Origin of the sequence: Escherichia sp. MOD1-EC6475, from assembly GCF_003046645.1 — a bacterium.
In the GTDB taxonomy this organism is placed as follows: domain Bacteria; phylum Pseudomonadota; class Gammaproteobacteria; order Enterobacterales; family Enterobacteriaceae; genus Escherichia; species Escherichia ruysiae.
Genome location: NZ_PZKQ01000078.1, coordinates 19866 through 37056, shown reverse-complemented (window position 1 = coordinate 37056; position 17191 = coordinate 19866). Strand labels below are relative to the sequence as shown.

Here is a 17191-nt window from a genome sequence, read left to right as displayed (position 1 = left end):
CAGGGTACTGCGCAGTACCTGCCGCCATGGCAGAAGGGCAGGGCAATCTAAGAGCTGGCCAGTGGCAATCAGAGACGCAATCAACCGGAACGATTCAGGGTACAGTGCCGTGGATAACCCGTAGCGCGACAGAAATCACCGACGCCGATAAATCTCATGTGTCCATAACCGTTGATCGCGGTGGTCGTACTGCATCTACGGATGGCGAAAAGCAATTTCATGTTGGCGATAAGTTAACGGCAAACTGGGCCATTGGCGATACCCAGGGCGATCTTGATGACAACAACACCGCGACAAAAGCGACGCTGCAATGGATGAGCTTTAGTGACCAGGCGGGGGGCGATCCGAAGGAGATCGGTACTGCTGGCAGTGATACTTACACCATTGCCGCAGCAGATGCTGACCGCTATATCGGTTTGAAAATTACCCCAACCACGACAACCGGCGACCCTAACGTCGCAGAACAACTGGTGCTGTTGGATCTCTCTACTAACGCAGGCGGTGGTTCTGACAGCGATGATATTCCTGAAGGGCCAGTATTTGATGACGCAGTTAAAGTTGTCATTCACGAGAAGGATATCAATACCAACCTGCTGGGCAAAGATACCAAACTTAAAACGAATACCACCTATCAGGTCATGCTGTGGAAAGATAAAAACAGCAACGGTTCCTACGATACGGGTGAAGAGGTTACCAGCCAGTACAACTACCGCTGGCGCTTTACCGGCACCAGTCTGCAGTTGCGGACGGCGGGGGGGATTGTCAACCCGAGCTACAACAACAGCGACCTGGTTATCCCGGTTACCAATGCCGAAGCGAAGACTGCGTTCGACTACAGCGAAGGCGGCCTCACAATTGGCGCAGATGGTGTTCAGGGCTACGGTTTGTCCATCGACTACCAGAGAAAATAATCGTCACCGGCACCATTCCCCAGGGGAATGGTGCTTTTCCGCGCACTTTGCTTAACCTGTGTTAAGCAAAGTGGGTTGAGGTGAAAAAGTAACTTTAAACGGGCAGGTTTCAATTATGGGCGGGGCTTTGAAACTGATAAAAGCGATAACGGCGGTTTTACTGCTCTCCCTTTCTTTTCAGGTAGCGGCAGTGTTAAAAGGTGGCCAGTGGCAACAAACGGGTATCTCGACCGACGCAATCAATGGCACTGTGCCTGAGGCAGAGAGCGCCAGTATACCCGTTTATCAGGGCAGCACCCTGCTTGAACCGACAGAACCTCACGATGTTCAGGCCTTTGCAAAACCCAGTGAATTTAGCGTAGATGATACGGCTACGCAGATGATCTTACAGAACCCTCTGGATACTGAAGGGGACGTTTTCGCCACGCCACCGCTGCTGCGTTGGGAAAATCAAAATCCACCTTCTGTGTCTCTGGTGTGGGCTGAGGCCGCCACGCCGGATACGCCGTTAGATCCACAGCCGCGCCCAGACAGGTCATTTTGTGCCCAGGATCTGGCTGGACATTCTCTGGTTGCCTGGCCGCGAATTGACCAACAACAAACGATACCTTTACTTTATCTCTTTACCTTAACGGGCGTACCTAATCAGGGGTCAGTGCCGTTGGTTGATAATAAAGTGACGCTGAACATCGCGGCTGCACAGGGTGATCTGGTTACCATTACCGCTAACGGATATGACGATACGCTGAAAGCGGCAAAAACGACCGTGGATGGTTCAATTACGCTAACGGTGACGACGAAAGACTGTCAGGGCAATCTGGCAGGAAATATTCCTTTTATTATCAAACGTCGGGATGCAGAAAACCGTCAGGGCGTGGTGAATAACATCGGTCCGGTAAAACTGGGGAGTACGGAACTTACCACCACGGCAACGGAATATCACGGCACGACGGATGAAAATGGTACGGCGACGGTAACGGTGGCTCAACCGAACGGGCAAGGCGTAAAAACGCCGCTGGTCGTAAGCCTGTCTGGCATTAGCCAAACCAGCGAAACGGCGGTCATTTTTAGCGTTCTCACCAGCCCGGACGTACCACAGGCAAACATGTGGGGTCATATGGCGGATACGCTCAAGGCTCGGGATTATACCTTCAGCCGTCCGAAACTGGCGGCTGAAGTCGATAATGAAGCAGGCAGTGTCGACGATCATAATGAAACCTGGTCAATCTTCACCTGGAGTGGCGCAGATAATCACTGCGATATTTTGCCAGGTATGCGCCAGTTTGGCGCGATGGCGACGGTGGTTCCTACATCAATTCAGGAAGTCGCTGGCTGGCCGATGCAGGGAGATTATTACTGGTCATCCCTCGCGGGCATGACCGGGCAGCATCATGCGGCAGATGTGTCTAACCGTAGCGAAGCGCAAAAACCGGACGATACAAAACTTATTGTTAGCTGTGTGGATAAAGAGGCACCGGAAGTTGAACCAAAACTGATTCTCACACCTGCAAGCTATGACTCAACGGTACAGGCGATGAAGGTTAAGGTGGGTGAAGATGCCTCTATGCGACTGACAATCACCGATAACAAAAATAATGGTCAGCCGCTGGCTTACTACTATTTCTCGCTGCATCTGGATGATGGCATCAACCGAAAGAATCAATCCGACGACGCATGGGAAGCGCATCCGGTGCAAATAACGGGAGGAGCCAATTTTCACCAGGTTGATGCGCATACTTATGAAGGGATAACAGATGTTAACGGTCAGGCCTCATTGAGGTTGAGTCAGCCCGATGGCGCTGGCGTTAAAACCCATATTACGGCGAGAATGCGTAGTGACTTCACTGCGTCTGATGCGAAAGATGTCATTTTCACAGTAGTAACCAGTCCGGACAGCGATAAGGCCAGAATGTGGGGGCATATGCTCGGGATTATCGAATCTGGTAGCGTCTTTAAACGCCCGCTGCTGGCGGATGAAACTGCTCATGAACTGGGTTCTATGCGGGAAAATAACGAAGACTGGGCACTGTTTGACCAAAATGGCTCTATGCAGGCGGAATGTAGAACTGGACATATTCCGCGCCAGAGTTCGCTGGAAAGCCTGTACAACGCTTATCCTGCTAATGTTATAGGCACAAAATACGGTTGGCCAACGGCAAAACAAGATTACTTAAGCGCGGTGGAGCAGGCGACGCATTCATCGGTCAGTTTCAAAACGGGGCTGGTCGATAGTTACTCTGGCTTTAAACGAAATTACCTTTCCTGTTCAGGTAATGAAATGGTCGCGCAGGTGGCGGTCACGACCGATCATGATGTTGCTATTGGAAGCCGGGCGCAGGCTAAAGTCGGTGAAAAAATTGTCATGACAGTGCGAACCTATAATGCATTAAATGACGCGGCGGTGCCGTTTACAAATTTCACCATCACCAAAGGCATGGGGTATAACCGCCCAGGGCAGGTTACCGGGTTTGATGATCCAACCAGCGGCGCGATAGAGATGAACGGTACTTTCTACGGTACTTCTCAGCCCACAACAGTCTATTCCGGTACAACCGACGCTCGAGGTATAGCAACGGTGGACATTGAGCAGCCGCAAGGCGTTGGGCTGGGGACTCCTCTGGATATCACGCCGACCAACTCTTATGTTCCTAATACCGTTAACTACAACGTGATTTTTACTACCCCCACCAGCCCGGATGTAGCCAGCGCGCAAATGTGGGGTCACATGGACGAATCCATCACTGTGGATTCTATAACTTTTAAGCGACCGAAATTATTCTCTGAAGTGAGCGCAGGAAACCGTTCACTTGTGGAAAATAACGAAACCTGGGTACGTGTGGCGCAGTCTGATATCGAAAATATCGCGGCTGGCGGTTGCGAGAAAAATAAAGTGCCACGCCAGTCACAGCTTACCGCTCTATACAACGCCAACAGTAACAATACGATTCAAACCGTTCATGGTTGGCCCACCTTGCGTGAACAATACTGGAGCGGCACGCCGATGGATAAAGTTCCGCACCTTGCCTCCGTCTGGTTGAATAACGGGAACGTACAGAATGCTGCCGATGACTCGATTTATATGAGTTGTCTGAAAGATGCTAACCCTCCCGCAAGCATCATTACACTGGAAGTGGTGGATCAGGCGCAGTGGAATAGTTCGCTTAATGCGGCAAAGCTGAAAAAGGGCGAGACGTTACAGGTGAAGGTGACGGTCAAAGACGTTGCCGGTAACCCGATGGCAGATATGCCATTTACCCTGAAACGTGGCGATGGATATACCCGTTCTGGTGAACGTCATACGGCAGGTAGCGGTGATGGGATTGTTTCATCGGTGGTGGTTGATGCGGGTCTGCCTGATGAGATGGTGCTCAACGATACAGCGACAGCATATGTGGCACTAACCGGTAGCGACGGAAGTAAAATTCTCAATATTACGCGTCCGGATACCCACGGCACGAAAACGGCGCTCACCGCCGCGCTCTATTCCGATCCGACAAAAAAGGCTGCAATGGATACCATTTTCACCGTGGTTACCAGTCCGGATACCGATAAAGCGAATATGTGGGGCCACATGCCGGAAACGTTGAGCGCAGGTGGACTGACATTTAAACGGCCGATTCTGTTTACGGAACTAACCGATAGCCCTGCCGCCAAACGTAAGTCTGATGTAGAGGATAACGAAAGCTGGGCTCTGTTTACCGAAGATCAGGCGACGAAGGCCAGTAATGGCGGCTGTGGCGCGGATTATATTCCGACTCAGGACGCGTTACTCACACTCGCCAGTGAATGGCGTGGACATGCGGTAGATGGCTGGCCTGTCTTGCTAAAAAAAGGTTACGACTCCAGCACACCGGAAAAAGACAGTATCGAGGATCGCAAATATAAAAGCGTACAATTGAGCGACGGGACCAGCTACAGTCTGGCATCCACGGAGTTAGGGTATCTGACCTGCCAGACAACGGCAAATCCGAAGGTGAGCACCATCGAATTAACGTCTGATAAAACGGCAAAGTATGACAACCTTGATGCAGTAAAAGTCAGAACAGACTACAGCAATACCGGGGATCAAATCACCATGACGGTGACCACTCGCGACGCCCAGGGAAATCCGAAAGGTTATGTGCCGATTACGTTGAATCATGGTTTCACCGTGGCTCGAACCTCAAATGCGACCAACAACGGTAAGATTACCAATCAGTCACGGCTGATTTATGTGCAAGACAGTTACAATAATTCCAACGGTTATTTTGATGACGGAAATAAATATTACAGCATGACCAGTGGTGACGGTACGGTCACTTTTATACTACGCCAGATATATAAGGGAGACGGTACGCGTATCCCGCTCACCGCAGAAATTGATGACGGTAACGGCATTATCTCGAATACGCTGAGCGCGATTTTCACGACCGTTACCAGCCCGGATACGCCAAAAGCTAACTTCTGGGGTCATATGCCGGAGACCTTAACGGCTAAAAACGGCAAAGTCTTCCATCGCCCACAGTTAAAAGATGAAGTCGGTTCTTCCAATGGGCTTATTGTTAACAATGAATATTGGCAGCGACTGACTATCAATAATGCGCTGAGTGGTATGCAGGGAGGTTGTAAAGATAAACTGCCGTCTATTGGCGATCTGCAATCGTTATATGAGACATACCCTTCAGGAACGATTGAAACGGCACAGGGCTGGCCGCTTGACAAGTCAACAGCGCCAAAGCCGTACTTCTGGTCACGAAGCGTTGTCTCCAGTTCAGGCGCTGTTAATCCTAATTATCAGTATATTAACCTCAAGGTGGGGAATACTGGACATGTCGCGTCGGATTCTGCAGATCTCAACTTCCAGACCTGTCTGGAAAGTGTGGAGTCGGTGGGCAATATTACCCTGACCACTGCGGAGGAAAACTGGGATAGTTCGTTACCGGCCGGGAAAGCACATAAAGGCTCACCGCTTCCGTTGACGATTACTGTGACCCGTGCGGATGGCTCGCCTGCACCATTTGAGTCGGTAGGGATTTTGCGTGCCGCCAGCTACAATCGTGCGGGCACATCGCTCAGCGAAACGGTAACGACGGATGATTTGGTGGCTGATACGTTCAACCCAGCACAAACCATACAAAGCGCCAGCATGAATGGTCGTAGTAATACCAGTTATCTGGTTATTCAGACTGATGCTCAGGGTAAAGCGACGCTGAATCTTCACCAGGATAGTACGACCGGTCTTAGAACGCCGATAACCGTAAAAGCACTGGGCTTCAGCCCTATGCCAACAGCCACGCTGGACGCGATTTTCACGGTTATCACCAGCCCGGATGTCAGCGTGGCGAATATGTGGGGACATATGGGGGAAACGCTGACAGCGGCGGATGGCTCTGTATTTGTGCGACCAAAAATCCAGGCTGAACTCTCGAATACAGCGGGTGTGAACAGTAAGATTATCAATAGTGAGACCTGGATTATGCCGACGGTGCAGCAAAGGGAAAGAAGCGGCACGCAGGCGTGTGAGGATGCGCGCTATCCATCGGCTGATCAACTTGTCTCTCTCTACAACCGTTACCCCAATGGAACAATGATGGCTCAAACGGGCTGGCCGGTAGAGCAAAGTGGATATTACTGGTGGACGTCAAAAGCAGGCTGTGACGCGACTAAGGAGGCACCTCCATGCGAATCGGTGAGTCTCTATACCGGAGCCGTTGAACCTCAGAGAACTCGTGCAATGCAGGCTTGCCTGCTGAACCCTAACGCTTCGGTGTCTGCGGTAACACTTACCTCACCAGCGTTTGATTCTTCTACTCAGGCTGCGAAAGTGAAGAAAGGGGAATCTATGCCTGTGACTGTCACCGTGAGAGACAACGCCGGGAACCCAGTGTCAAACGTGGCCTTTAGCCTGAAACGCGGTGATGCAGCGCCGCGCAACCCAGGTGCGACTTTATATGGCGATGTGGCGGCAATGGATGAGCTGACCGTTCAGCCGCCAACTGGCGCGACGGTCATAATGACTGATAGTGGTAATTCACTCCAGGGAACCACCGGTTCCGACGGTACAGCGACATTTATGATTAAACAGGATAATACGCCTGGATATAAAACGCCGCTGACGGTGACGCTGACCGATAACACCAGCATCAACGCGACGATGGATGCCATTTTCACAGTAGTGACCAGCCCGAACGTGGCAAGTGCCTACTTCTGGGGGCATATGAGCGACACCGAGACGGTAAGCGGCAAAACACTGCACCGTCCGTTGCTGAAGTCAGAACTGCCGTCGAATGCTGTCGCAGCGGTAACGCCGGTCGTCAATAATGAAATCTGGGCGCTGGCGCATACGGTTGACAGCAGTAAATGGGATCTGGCGAAACAATGCGGCAGACTGGGGAATGCACCGGAATACAGCGAACTGCAAACGCTGCATTCCAGATTTAGCGCGTTGGGATGGCCGTCATCGCCCAGCTTCCCGTATTTATCGCAAAGCCGCTCAGGCAGCCTCTATTGCGGTATCATTGAACCTGCGGGATCATCGGACTGTGCTATCTCCCCGGCGACGACACCAGGGTTTGCCACCTGCTTCCAGTAACATTTACGCCGCATCCGGCATTAGCGGGGAGCCTGCGCCGGATGCGATGCTTGGCGCATCTTATCCGGCCTACGGATTAGCCGCTTTCTTACGCGGCTTACGCGCCTTTGTTACAGCACTGACTTCACTAATCACCACGCCATCACCTAACCGTGTGGTCAACGTATCGCCCGTTTTCACCTGCTTAACTTGCTTCAGCACTGTCCCATCGGCGGCGCTGGTGACACTATAGCCACGCGCCAGCGTGGACAGTGGACTCACGGCTTCCAGATGTGTCACTGCATTACCAAAGCGTTCACGCGTGGCACTAAGCTGTGTTCGCAGAGTTTCCGCCAGGCGATATTCCAGTTGTTGAATGCGAGTCTGCGCGCGATGAATGCGTGGTTGAGGATTTTGCTGATTCAGACGTTGTTCAAGCCGTTGCTGTTGCTGACCTGCCCGCTTCAACTGGTTTTCCAGCGCAAAGCTCATCCGCTTTTGCAGTCGCTCCAGCATGGTTTGCTGCCGCGCCAGACGTAACTGCGGATGTTGCTGCTGTAAACGGTGATGAATCTGCGTAAAGCGCCGGGTACGGTTGGCGAGATAATAATCCATCGCCATCTCCAGCCGCTGGCGGGCAGATTGCACCTGGCGCAGTAACTCCTGTTGATTGCGGCTCACCACTTCGGCGGCGGCAGAGGGCGTTGGTGCGCGCAGATCGGCAACAAAGTCGGCAATCGTCACATCGGTTTCATGACCGACGGCGCTGACAATCGGAATTCGGCTGGCAAAAATCGCCCTCGCTACGCGTTCGTCGTTAAAACTCCATAAATCTTCCAGCGAACCGCCGCCGCGACCGACGATCAAGACGTCGCACTCGTTACGCAGGTTCGCCAGTTCAATCGCGCGAACGATTTGCCCCGGCGCATCATCGCCCTGAACGGCAGTAGGATAAATAATCACCGGCAGTGAAGGATCTCGACGTTTTAACACATGCAAAATATCGTGCAGCGCCGCGCCGGTTTTGGATGTAATAACACCGACACAGTGCGCGGGGGAGGGGAGCGGTTTTTTTAGTTGCTGATCGAACAAACCTTCTGCCTGCAACTTCGCTTTTAGCTGTTCGTATTTCTGTTGCAACAAGCCTTCACCGGCTGGCTGCATACTCTCGACGATAATCTGATAATCACCGCGCGGCTCATACAGCGTAATGTTGGCGCGAACCAGAACCTGTTGCCCGTGCTGTGGGCGAAAGGTAACCCGGCGGTTGCTGTTGCGGAACATCGCGCAGCGAACCTGGGCGGTATCGTCTTTGAGCGTAAAGTACCAGTGACCGGAGGCCGGTTGTGTGAAGTTCGAGATTTCACCGCTGATCCACACCTGTCCCATCTCCTGCTCAAGCAGCAGACGAACCGTTTGATTCAGGCGGCTAACGGTAAAAATTGCAGGGGATTGAGACGGTAACATGTGAGCGAGATCAAATTCTAAATCAGCAGGTTATTCAATCGATAGTAACCCGCCTTCTGGGGATAGCAAGCATTTTTTGCAAAAAGGGGTAGATGCAATCGGTTACGCTCTGTATAATGCCACGGCAATATTTATTAACCACTCTGGTCGAGATATTGCCCATGCTACGTATCGCTAAAGAAGCTCTCACATTTGACGACGTTCTCCTCGTTCCTGCTCACTCTACCGTTCTGCCGAATACTGCTGACCTCAGCACCCAGCTGACGAAAACTATTCGTCTGAATATCCCTATGCTCTCCGCAGCAATGGATACCGTAACGGAAGCGCGCCTGGCTATTGCTCTGGCTCAGGAAGGCGGTATCGGCTTTATCCACAAAAACATGTCTATTGAACGCCAGGCTGAAGAAGTTCGCCGTGTGAAAAAACACGAATCTGGCGTGGTGACTGACCCACAGACAGTTCTGCCAACCACGACACTGCGCGAAGTGAAAGAACTGACTGAACGTAATGGCTTTGCGGGCTACCCGGTCGTTACCGAAGAAAACGAACTGGTCGGCATCATCACCGGTCGTGACGTGCGTTTTGTGACCGACCTGAACCAGCCAGTTAGCGTTTACATGACGCCGAAAGAGCGTCTGGTGACTGTGCGTGAAGGCGAAGCCCGCGAAGTTGTGCTGGCAAAAATGCACGAAAAACGCGTTGAGAAGGCGCTGGTGGTTGATGACGAATTCCACCTGATCGGCATGATCACTGTGAAAGACTTCCAGAAAGCGGAACGTAAACCGAACGCGTGTAAAGACGAACAAGGTCGTCTGCGTGTTGGTGCAGCGGTTGGCGCGGGTGCTGGAAACGAAGAGCGTATTGATGCACTGGTTGCCGCAGGCGTTGACGTTCTGCTGATCGACTCCTCTCACGGTCACTCTGAAGGCGTTCTGCAGCGTATCCGTGAAACTCGCGCTAAATATCCGGATCTGCAAATCATCGGTGGTAACGTAGCAACGGCTGCTGGTGCCCGCGCGCTGGCAGAAGCAGGTTGCAGCGCGGTTAAAGTCGGTATCGGCCCTGGCTCTATTTGTACGACTCGTATCGTTACTGGTGTGGGGGTTCCGCAGATCACCGCCGTTGCTGACGCAGTAGAAGCCCTGGAAGGCACCGGTATTCCGGTTATCGCTGACGGTGGTATTCGCTTCTCTGGCGATATTGCGAAAGCTATCGCTGCTGGTGCAAGCGCGGTGATGGTAGGTTCCATGCTGGCAGGTACTGAAGAATCTCCGGGTGAAATTGAACTCTACCAGGGGCGTTCTTACAAATCTTACCGTGGGATGGGCTCTCTGGGCGCGATGTCCAAAGGTTCTTCTGACCGTTATTTCCAGAGCGACAACGCCGCTGACAAACTGGTGCCGGAAGGTATCGAAGGTCGCGTAGCGTACAAAGGCCGCCTGAAAGAGATCATCCACCAGCAGATGGGCGGCCTGCGCTCCTGTATGGGCCTGACCGGCTGTGGTACTATCGACGAACTGCGTACTAAAGCGGAGTTTGTACGTATCAGCGGTGCGGGCATTCAGGAAAGCCACGTTCACGACGTGACCATTACTAAAGAGTCCCCGAACTACCGTCTGGGCTCCTGATTCTCTTCGCCCGACTTCATGTCGGGCGATTTATATTATCTGTTTCACTTGCCTCGGAATAAGCGTCAATGACGGAAAACATTCATAAGCATCGCATCCTCATTCTGGACTTCGGTTCTCAGTACACTCAACTGGTTGCGCGCCGCGTGCGTGAACTGGGTGTTTACTGCGAACTGTGGGCGTGGGATGTGACAGAAGCACAAATTCGTGACTTCAATCCAAGCGGCATTATTCTTTCCGGCGGCCCGGAAAGTACCACCGAAGAAAACAGCCCGCGTGCGCCGCAGTATGTCTTTGAAGCAGGCGTACCGGTATTCGGTGTTTGCTATGGTATGCAGACTATGGCGATGCAGTTAGGTGGTCATGTTGAAGCCTCTAATGAACGTGAATTTGGTTATGCGCAGGTTGAAGTCCAAACTGATAGCGCGCTGATTCATGGTATCGAAGATGCATTAAGCGCAGATGGCAAGCCACTGCTTGACGTGTGGATGAGCCACGGTGATAAGGTAACTGCAATTCCTCAAGATTTCGTCACTGTAGCCAGCACCGAAAGCTGCCCGTTTGCCATTATGGCTAACGAAGAAAAACGCTTCTACGGTGTGCAGTTCCACCCGGAAGTGACTCACACCCGTCAGGGTATGCGTATGCTGGAGCGTTTTGTGCGTGATATCTGCCAGTGTGAAGCCCTGTGGACTCCGGCGAAAATTATCGACGACGCGGTAGCCCGCATCCGCGAGCAGGTGGGCGACGATAAAGTGATCCTTGGCCTCTCTGGTGGCGTGGACTCTTCCGTAACCGCAATGCTTCTGCACCGTGCAATTGGTAAAAACCTGACCTGCGTATTTGTCGACAACGGCCTGCTGCGTCTCAACGAAGCAGAGCAGGTTCTGGATATGTTTGGCGATCGCTTCGGCCTGAACATTGTTCACGTTCCGGCAGAAGACCGCTTCCTGTCAGCACTGGCTGGCGAAAACGATCCAGAAGCAAAACGTAAAATCATCGGTCGCGTCTTCGTTGAAGTATTCGATGAAGAAGCACTGAAACTGGAAGACGTGAAGTGGCTGGCGCAGGGAACTATCTATCCTGACGTTATTGAATCTGCCGCGTCTGCGACCGGTAAAGCGCACGTTATCAAGTCTCACCACAACGTGGGTGGCCTGCCGAAAGAGATGAAGATGGGCTTGGTTGAACCGCTGAAAGAGCTGTTCAAAGACGAAGTGCGTAAGATTGGTCTGGAGCTGGGTCTGCCGTATGACATGCTGTATCGCCATCCGTTCCCGGGACCAGGCCTTGGTGTGCGCGTGCTGGGCGAAGTGAAGAAAGAGTACTGCGACCTGCTGCGCCGTGCGGATGCCATCTTCATTGAAGAGCTGCGTAAAGCAGATCTGTACGACAAAGTCAGCCAGGCGTTCACCGTCTTCCTGCCAGTACGTTCCGTTGGCGTAATGGGCGATGGTCGTAAGTATGATTGGGTTGTTTCTCTGCGTGCTGTCGAAACCATCGACTTTATGACCGCACACTGGGCGCACCTGCCGTACGATTTCCTCGGCCGCGTTTCCAATCGAATTATCAATGAAGTGAACGGCATTTCCCGCGTGGTGTATGACATCAGCGGCAAGCCGCCAGCGACTATTGAGTGGGAATGATTTCCCTATATTGATTAATGATAATGGCACAAGGATAAGTGCCATTATTAAATATTCTTCACATCTGAATTAAGATACTACTCTGTCTTAATACATCCATTTTTCCACCAACGCATCACCTAATTTCTCGCGTAACATTTCTTCATTATCTTCCTCACCATGCACTGTGAGCAGACATTTAAACATGACCAGGTCGAGATACTGACCAACATCACTGAACATTTGTGTCAGCATCGGTGGACAGTCGTGATCAAAATACCAGACTTCGCCTGTTACCCGGTGAAAACACCACAAATTTCCATTCCCCAAATAGTCGCCAAAAGCGATAAGTTGGTCGACAAGATTCCTCAGTTCATCACTATCAGGAAGATCTTCCAGAAGATCTGTAATCCCTGGGTACGCGTCGATTAATGGTTCAATTGCCACATAAGAGGCAGGTTGTACACTGCAAAGCGTTTCCGCTAGTTCAAGAGTGCCAATGTGTTCATGATACGTGCGAAGTAATGGGGGGATTGCACAACCCAAGCGTTGTTCGAGTGAATCAATTTCACTGGCGGGAACAGGGGAAATGGGCGAGAGTCGGTTCCACTCTGCACTCCAGGCAAGGGCACAGGCTCGCCACCAGCCTATGCGTGCTTTAAAATCAATAAATTCGGGCCAAATCAGAGGAGGTATATCATTGTCAAATTGTGGAGTTGTAGCATTTGTATCCATGTCATACCCTGCTCTAAATGAAGGAGAGTTAGAAACGTATATTGCAATAAAAAAGCCCATAATCCTCACAAATCATAGGCTTGAAGTTACTGACATCAATTAATTAAACCAACTGTCCGATTTATTCTCTTCTGCTTTACCCACGCTCTTCATCAAATCGCGGCCGCCTTCAGTCATATTCCTGTTAGCGTCAGCTTCAGATTGCACAACATCGGTTTGCGCGGCTTTGTGCTTCAGTTCCTGATCGATAAATTCGTTCTCACGCTTAACGCGGGCTTCTTCTTTTGCCAGCGCCAGTTTTTGCTTCTGAATCTCTAAGTTGCGCAGCTCATCTTCATAACTTTGATCGCGCTTTTTATCCGCAGTGGCCTCGGCGTCCCGTTTATCCTGGCGAGCTTTTTTATCCGCTGCTGCTGCTGCCGCTCTTTTATTTGCTGCAGCCTGCGCATTTGCACGCCGTTGCTTCTCTTGCTGGATTTCCCTGTTGCGCTCCGCTACCCATTCGTCATGCTGCCTTTGCTCTTCATTTTTACCTTGTTGTTCCGCTTCTGCGACAGCAGAGAGTTGATCCTGTAATGAAGAGGCGAAAGTTGAACTACTTAAGGCGGCTAAGATGGCGCAAAGTAAAACCTTCTTCATGAATCCTCCTGATTATTAGCTTTTTTCAGGACATTTTGTATTTGGCTGAATACGCGTTTCGTTATACGTAGTGGTAATAACAACGGCTAAACCCGTCGTGAACTGGCATTCTTTACCCACCTGGGTGGAGGTATACACTTTGGTGCCTTCTTTGTATGTTAAAGAAACACCTTCCACTAATGTTTTATCATTCACCATAGAACCAGCCGCCGCACCTACGGCTCCGCCGCCAACTGCCCCTGCCGTCGTTCCGGAGTTACTGCCGGAGCCGACGTTATGGCCGATAACGCCGCCAGCGACGGCCCCAATAAGTGCGCCGAAGGCTTGTGCGTTCCGTTTATTTTGTGAGTTGTCTACGGCAACTTTGGCGGGAAGAATGGAAATAATATTAACGGTTTTGGTTTCTTGTTTTGTATTCAGTTGATCGGTTTGATAAACATCGGCGGCATGATCGTCAGCATTTGACTGGCATCCTGCCAGGGTGAATGACGCTAAAATTGCCACAGGCAGAAGACATTTTTTAAATTTCATCACTATTCCTTGTTATACACATTACGAAAAATAAGATATTTAAGATCATCAAAAGAGGAAAGTAAATGTATTGTGTATAAACTAATAGATTAAATTTATTAAAATTCACGCGGAAAATAAATTATTAAAGAAATATAATTTAAATATATGTATTAATTTAGAGCGTATTACTTCTTAGGCAGGATCTACGTCAGTCAGGACAATGGGTGAAATTTAAGGTGAAAGAATGCCTGCCGCTTTGTTAACTACAAAGAGCAAAAACATCGGGCAGCAATGCGCCGTCTTGCTAAGTTAAAATGGAGAAGGTAACCGCTAACGTTGTACCGGGGATTCGATAGAGAGTGTGGATTGCTGCGCTTCTTTTTTGCTCTGATGATGCTGCCAGGCACCCACAGACGAGTAGATAAAGCGACCAAAGAAGAAGATAAAGCTGATGAGTAGTACGATACGGGTCATGCGACTGTTAAATCGGTGTCGTTTTCGCATACTGGTTGCCTGACTCACAAAAGGTTCCTTGAAGTATGTCCCACTCTGTGGACGGTACTTACATTAAGGCACACCTGGGCAAAATGGTCAATTCTTCATTATGTAAAAAAGCGTCAGTGGATACATATTCCAATGTTATGGAAGTTAATTTAATTATTTACAATAATGATGTAATGATGATGGCTTAACATGATAAACGTAATAATTCATTAATCAGGGTTGTTTTGTTTGATATATATCAATTGGAACTTTCATATGACACTTAGAATCGATACTCTCTATAGTGATGAATAATCATCCGTCGAATTCAGGTGGGATGCCTGTCTGAATACACCCCTTTCAGGATGTGGGGAATTCTGTTGAGCATCTATGAAACTGAATGCAACTTATATAAAAATACGTGATAAATGGTGGGGGCTTCCGCTGATCCTGCCTTCTTTAATCTTGCCCGTTTTCGCACAAATAAATACTTTTGCGCATATTTCCTCCGGTGAAGTTTTTCTCTTTTATCTGCCCCTGGCTCTGATGATCAGCATGATGATGTTTTTTAACTGGGCAGCATTACCGGGTATAGCATTAGGCATTTTTGTTCGTAAGTATGCGGAGCTTGGCCTGTATGAAACGCTTTCGTTAACGACTAATTTTATTATCATTGTCATTATTTGTTGGGGTGGTTACAGGGTTTTTTCTCCCCGGCGTAACAACGTTTCACATGGGGATACCCGCCTAATTTCCCAGCGAATTTTCTGGCAGATTGTTTTTCCGGCAACGTTGTTCCTGGTACTTTTCCAGTTTGCTGCGTTTGTAGGGTTACTGGCAAGCAGAGACAATCTGGTAGGGGTTATGCCCTTTAACCTCGGGACATTAATCAATTACCAGGCCTTGCTGGTAGGTAATCTTATCGGCGTCCCATTGTGCTACTTCATCATTCGGGTGGTGCGGAATCCGTTTTATTTACGTAGCTATTATTCGCAATTAAAACAGCAGGTTGACAAAAAGGTTACCAAAAAAGAATTTGCGATCTGGTTGCTTGCATGGGTGCGTTGTTGTTGTTGCTATGTATGCCGTTAAATGAAAAAAGCACAATTTTTAGCACCAACTATACGTTATCGTTATTGCTACCGCTGATGATGTGGGGAGCAATGCGCTATGGCTATAAGTTTATATCGCTGCTCTGGGCGGTAGTGCTGATGATCAGCATTCACAGCTATCAGAACTACATTCCCCTTTATCCTGGATATACCACGCAACTGACCATAACTTCCTCCAGTTATCTGGTATTTTCTTTTATTGTCAATTATATGGCTGTTCTGGCAACCCGTCAGCGAGCGGTGGTCAGACGCATTCAGCGGCTTGCATATGTGGATCCGGTTGTTCATCTGCCAAATATTCGCGCCCTGAACCGTGCGTTGCGTGATGCACCATGGTCCGCGCTATGTTATTTACGCATCCCTGGCATGGAAATGCTGGTAAAGAACTATGGTATCATGCTACGCATTCAATATAAACAAAAACTTTCACACTGGCTGACACCGTTGCTGGAACCGGGCGAAGCTGTTTATCAGCTTTCCGGTAACGACCTTGCGTTGCGACTGAATACAGAATCATACCAGGAGCGCATTACCACGCTGGATAATCATCTGAAGCAGTTTCGTTTCTTTTGGGATGGAATGCCGTTACAGCCTCAGATTGGCGTCAGTTATTGCTATGTCCGCTCACCGGTTAATCATATATATCTGCTGCTGGGGGAGCTAAATACGGTTGCCGAACTTTCTATCGTGACCAATACCCCGGAAAATATGCAGCGTCGCGGGGCAATGTATTTACAACGTGAATTGAAAGACAAGGTGGCGATGATGAATCGGCTACAACAGGCGCTCGAGCATAACGATTTTTGCCTGATGGCTCAGCCGATTACAGGGGTGCGCGGTGATGTTTATCATGAAATTCTGCTGCGCATGAAAGGAGAGAATGGCGAACTCATCAATCCTGACAATTTCTTACCGGTCGCGCATGAATTTGGCTTATCGTCCAGCATCGACATGTGGGTTATCGAGCATACACTGCAATTTATGGCGGAAAATAGAGAAAAAATGCCTGCTCGCCGATTTGCTATTAACCTGTCGCCCACTTCCGTTTGTCAGGCGAGTTTCCCTTTAGATGTCAGTAAATTTTTGAATAAATATCAAATAGAAGCGTGGCAGCTTATCTTTGAGGTAACCGAGAGTAATACCCTGACCAATGTTAAGCAAGCACAGAATACGCTGCAGCATCTTCAGGAGTTAGGATGCCAAATTGCAATTGATGATTTCGGCACCGGCTACGCCAGTTATGCGCGGCTAAAAAATGTGAATGCCAATTTATTAAAAATTGATGGCAGCTTCATACGCAATATTGTCTCGAATAGTCTGGATTACCAGATAGTGGCATCAATTTGTCATCTGGCGCGAATGAAGAAAATGCAAGTGGTTGCGGAATATGTTGAAAATGAAGAGATTCGCCAGGCGGTTCACTCTTTGGGTATTGATTACCTGCAAGGCTTTTTGATTGGTGAACCGCAGCCGTTAGTGGCGATGTTGGGTGAAAGAGAACCTGTCCGGGAAAGCGCGTAATTTATTT

Annotated in this window: 10 protein-coding genes and 1 pseudogene; 6 read left to right on the top strand and 5 right to left on the bottom strand. The window is 49.8% G+C overall.

Annotation, left to right across the window (positions count from 1 at the left end):
• Positions 1-911 (top strand): SinI family autotransporter-associated protein (locus A7589_RS21000; protein ID WP_108188996.1); only part of this gene is annotated, 911 nt, incomplete at its 5' end.
• A 115-nt stretch (positions 912-1026) separates the two neighbouring features.
• Positions 1027-7482: an adhesion domain-containing protein gene (locus A7589_RS20995; protein WP_024257349.1), complete on the top strand. Its 6456-nt coding sequence runs from the start codon at positions 1027-1029 to the stop codon at positions 7480-7482.
• A 69-nt stretch (positions 7483-7551) separates the two neighbouring features.
• Here A7589_RS20995 and xseA read toward each other — a convergent pair whose 3' ends face one another.
• Positions 7552-8928, bottom strand: coding sequence for an exodeoxyribonuclease VII large subunit (xseA, locus tag A7589_RS20990; RefSeq protein ID WP_000937957.1), 1377 nt, complete (start codon positions 8926-8928; stop codon positions 7552-7554).
• A gap of 161 nt (positions 8929-9089) precedes the next feature.
• On the opposite strand from xseA, the gene guaB reads away from it, so the two are divergent.
• Both guaB and guaA read left to right on the top strand, forming a co-directional pair.
• The gene (gene guaB / locus A7589_RS20985; protein WP_010349860.1) at positions 9090-10556 is read left to right on the top strand and encodes an IMP dehydrogenase; all 1467 of its coding nucleotides are present in this window, start codon (positions 9090-9092) and stop codon (positions 10554-10556) included.
• 68 nt (positions 10557-10624) lie between these two features.
• Complete coding sequence (gene guaA / locus A7589_RS20980) at positions 10625-12202, top strand: glutamine-hydrolyzing GMP synthase (RefSeq protein ID WP_000138265.1); 1578 nt, start codon at positions 10625-10627, stop codon at positions 12200-12202.
• A gap of 87 nt (positions 12203-12289) precedes the next feature.
• On the opposite strand, the gene A7589_RS20975 is transcribed toward guaA, so the two are convergent.
• The 4 genes from A7589_RS20975 to A7589_RS20960 all read right to left on the bottom strand — a co-directional run bounded on the left by A7589_RS20975 (position 12290) and on the right by A7589_RS20960 (position 14590).
• Positions 12290-12916: an SMI1/KNR4 family protein gene (locus A7589_RS20975; protein ID WP_000380482.1), complete on the bottom strand. Its 627-nt coding sequence runs from the start codon at positions 12914-12916 to the stop codon at positions 12290-12292.
• Positions 12917-13015: 99 nt separating this feature from the next.
• Positions 13016-13555 (bottom strand): DUF5384 family protein, encoded by a 540-nt coding sequence (locus tag A7589_RS20970; RefSeq protein WP_105282583.1) that lies wholly within the window; start codon positions 13553-13555, stop codon positions 13016-13018.
• Positions 13556-13570: 15 nt separating this feature from the next.
• On the bottom strand, positions 13571-14089 hold the full coding sequence (locus A7589_RS20965; protein ID WP_010344568.1) for an outer membrane lipoprotein: 519 nt from the start codon (positions 14087-14089) through the stop codon (positions 13571-13573).
• Positions 14090-14398: 309 nt separating this feature from the next.
• Positions 14399-14590, bottom strand: coding sequence for a YfgG family protein (locus tag A7589_RS20960; protein WP_000075999.1), 192 nt, complete (start codon positions 14588-14590; stop codon positions 14399-14401).
• A 17-nt stretch (positions 14591-14607) separates the two neighbouring features.
• Here A7589_RS20960 and A7589_RS23010 point away from each other — a divergent pair, with 17 nt between their 5' ends.
• Together A7589_RS23010 and A7589_RS20950 are read left to right on the top strand one after the other, a co-directional pair.
• Positions 14608-14760 carry a hypothetical protein gene (locus A7589_RS23010; protein WP_000019883.1) on the top strand — a complete coding sequence of 51 codons (153 nt, stop codon included), beginning with the start codon at positions 14608-14610 and terminating at the stop codon, positions 14758-14760.
• Positions 14761-14941: 181 nt separating this feature from the next.
• Positions 14942-17184, top strand: a pseudogene (locus A7589_RS20950) (bifunctional diguanylate cyclase/phosphodiesterase).
• Positions 17185-17191 lie beyond the last annotated feature (7 nt).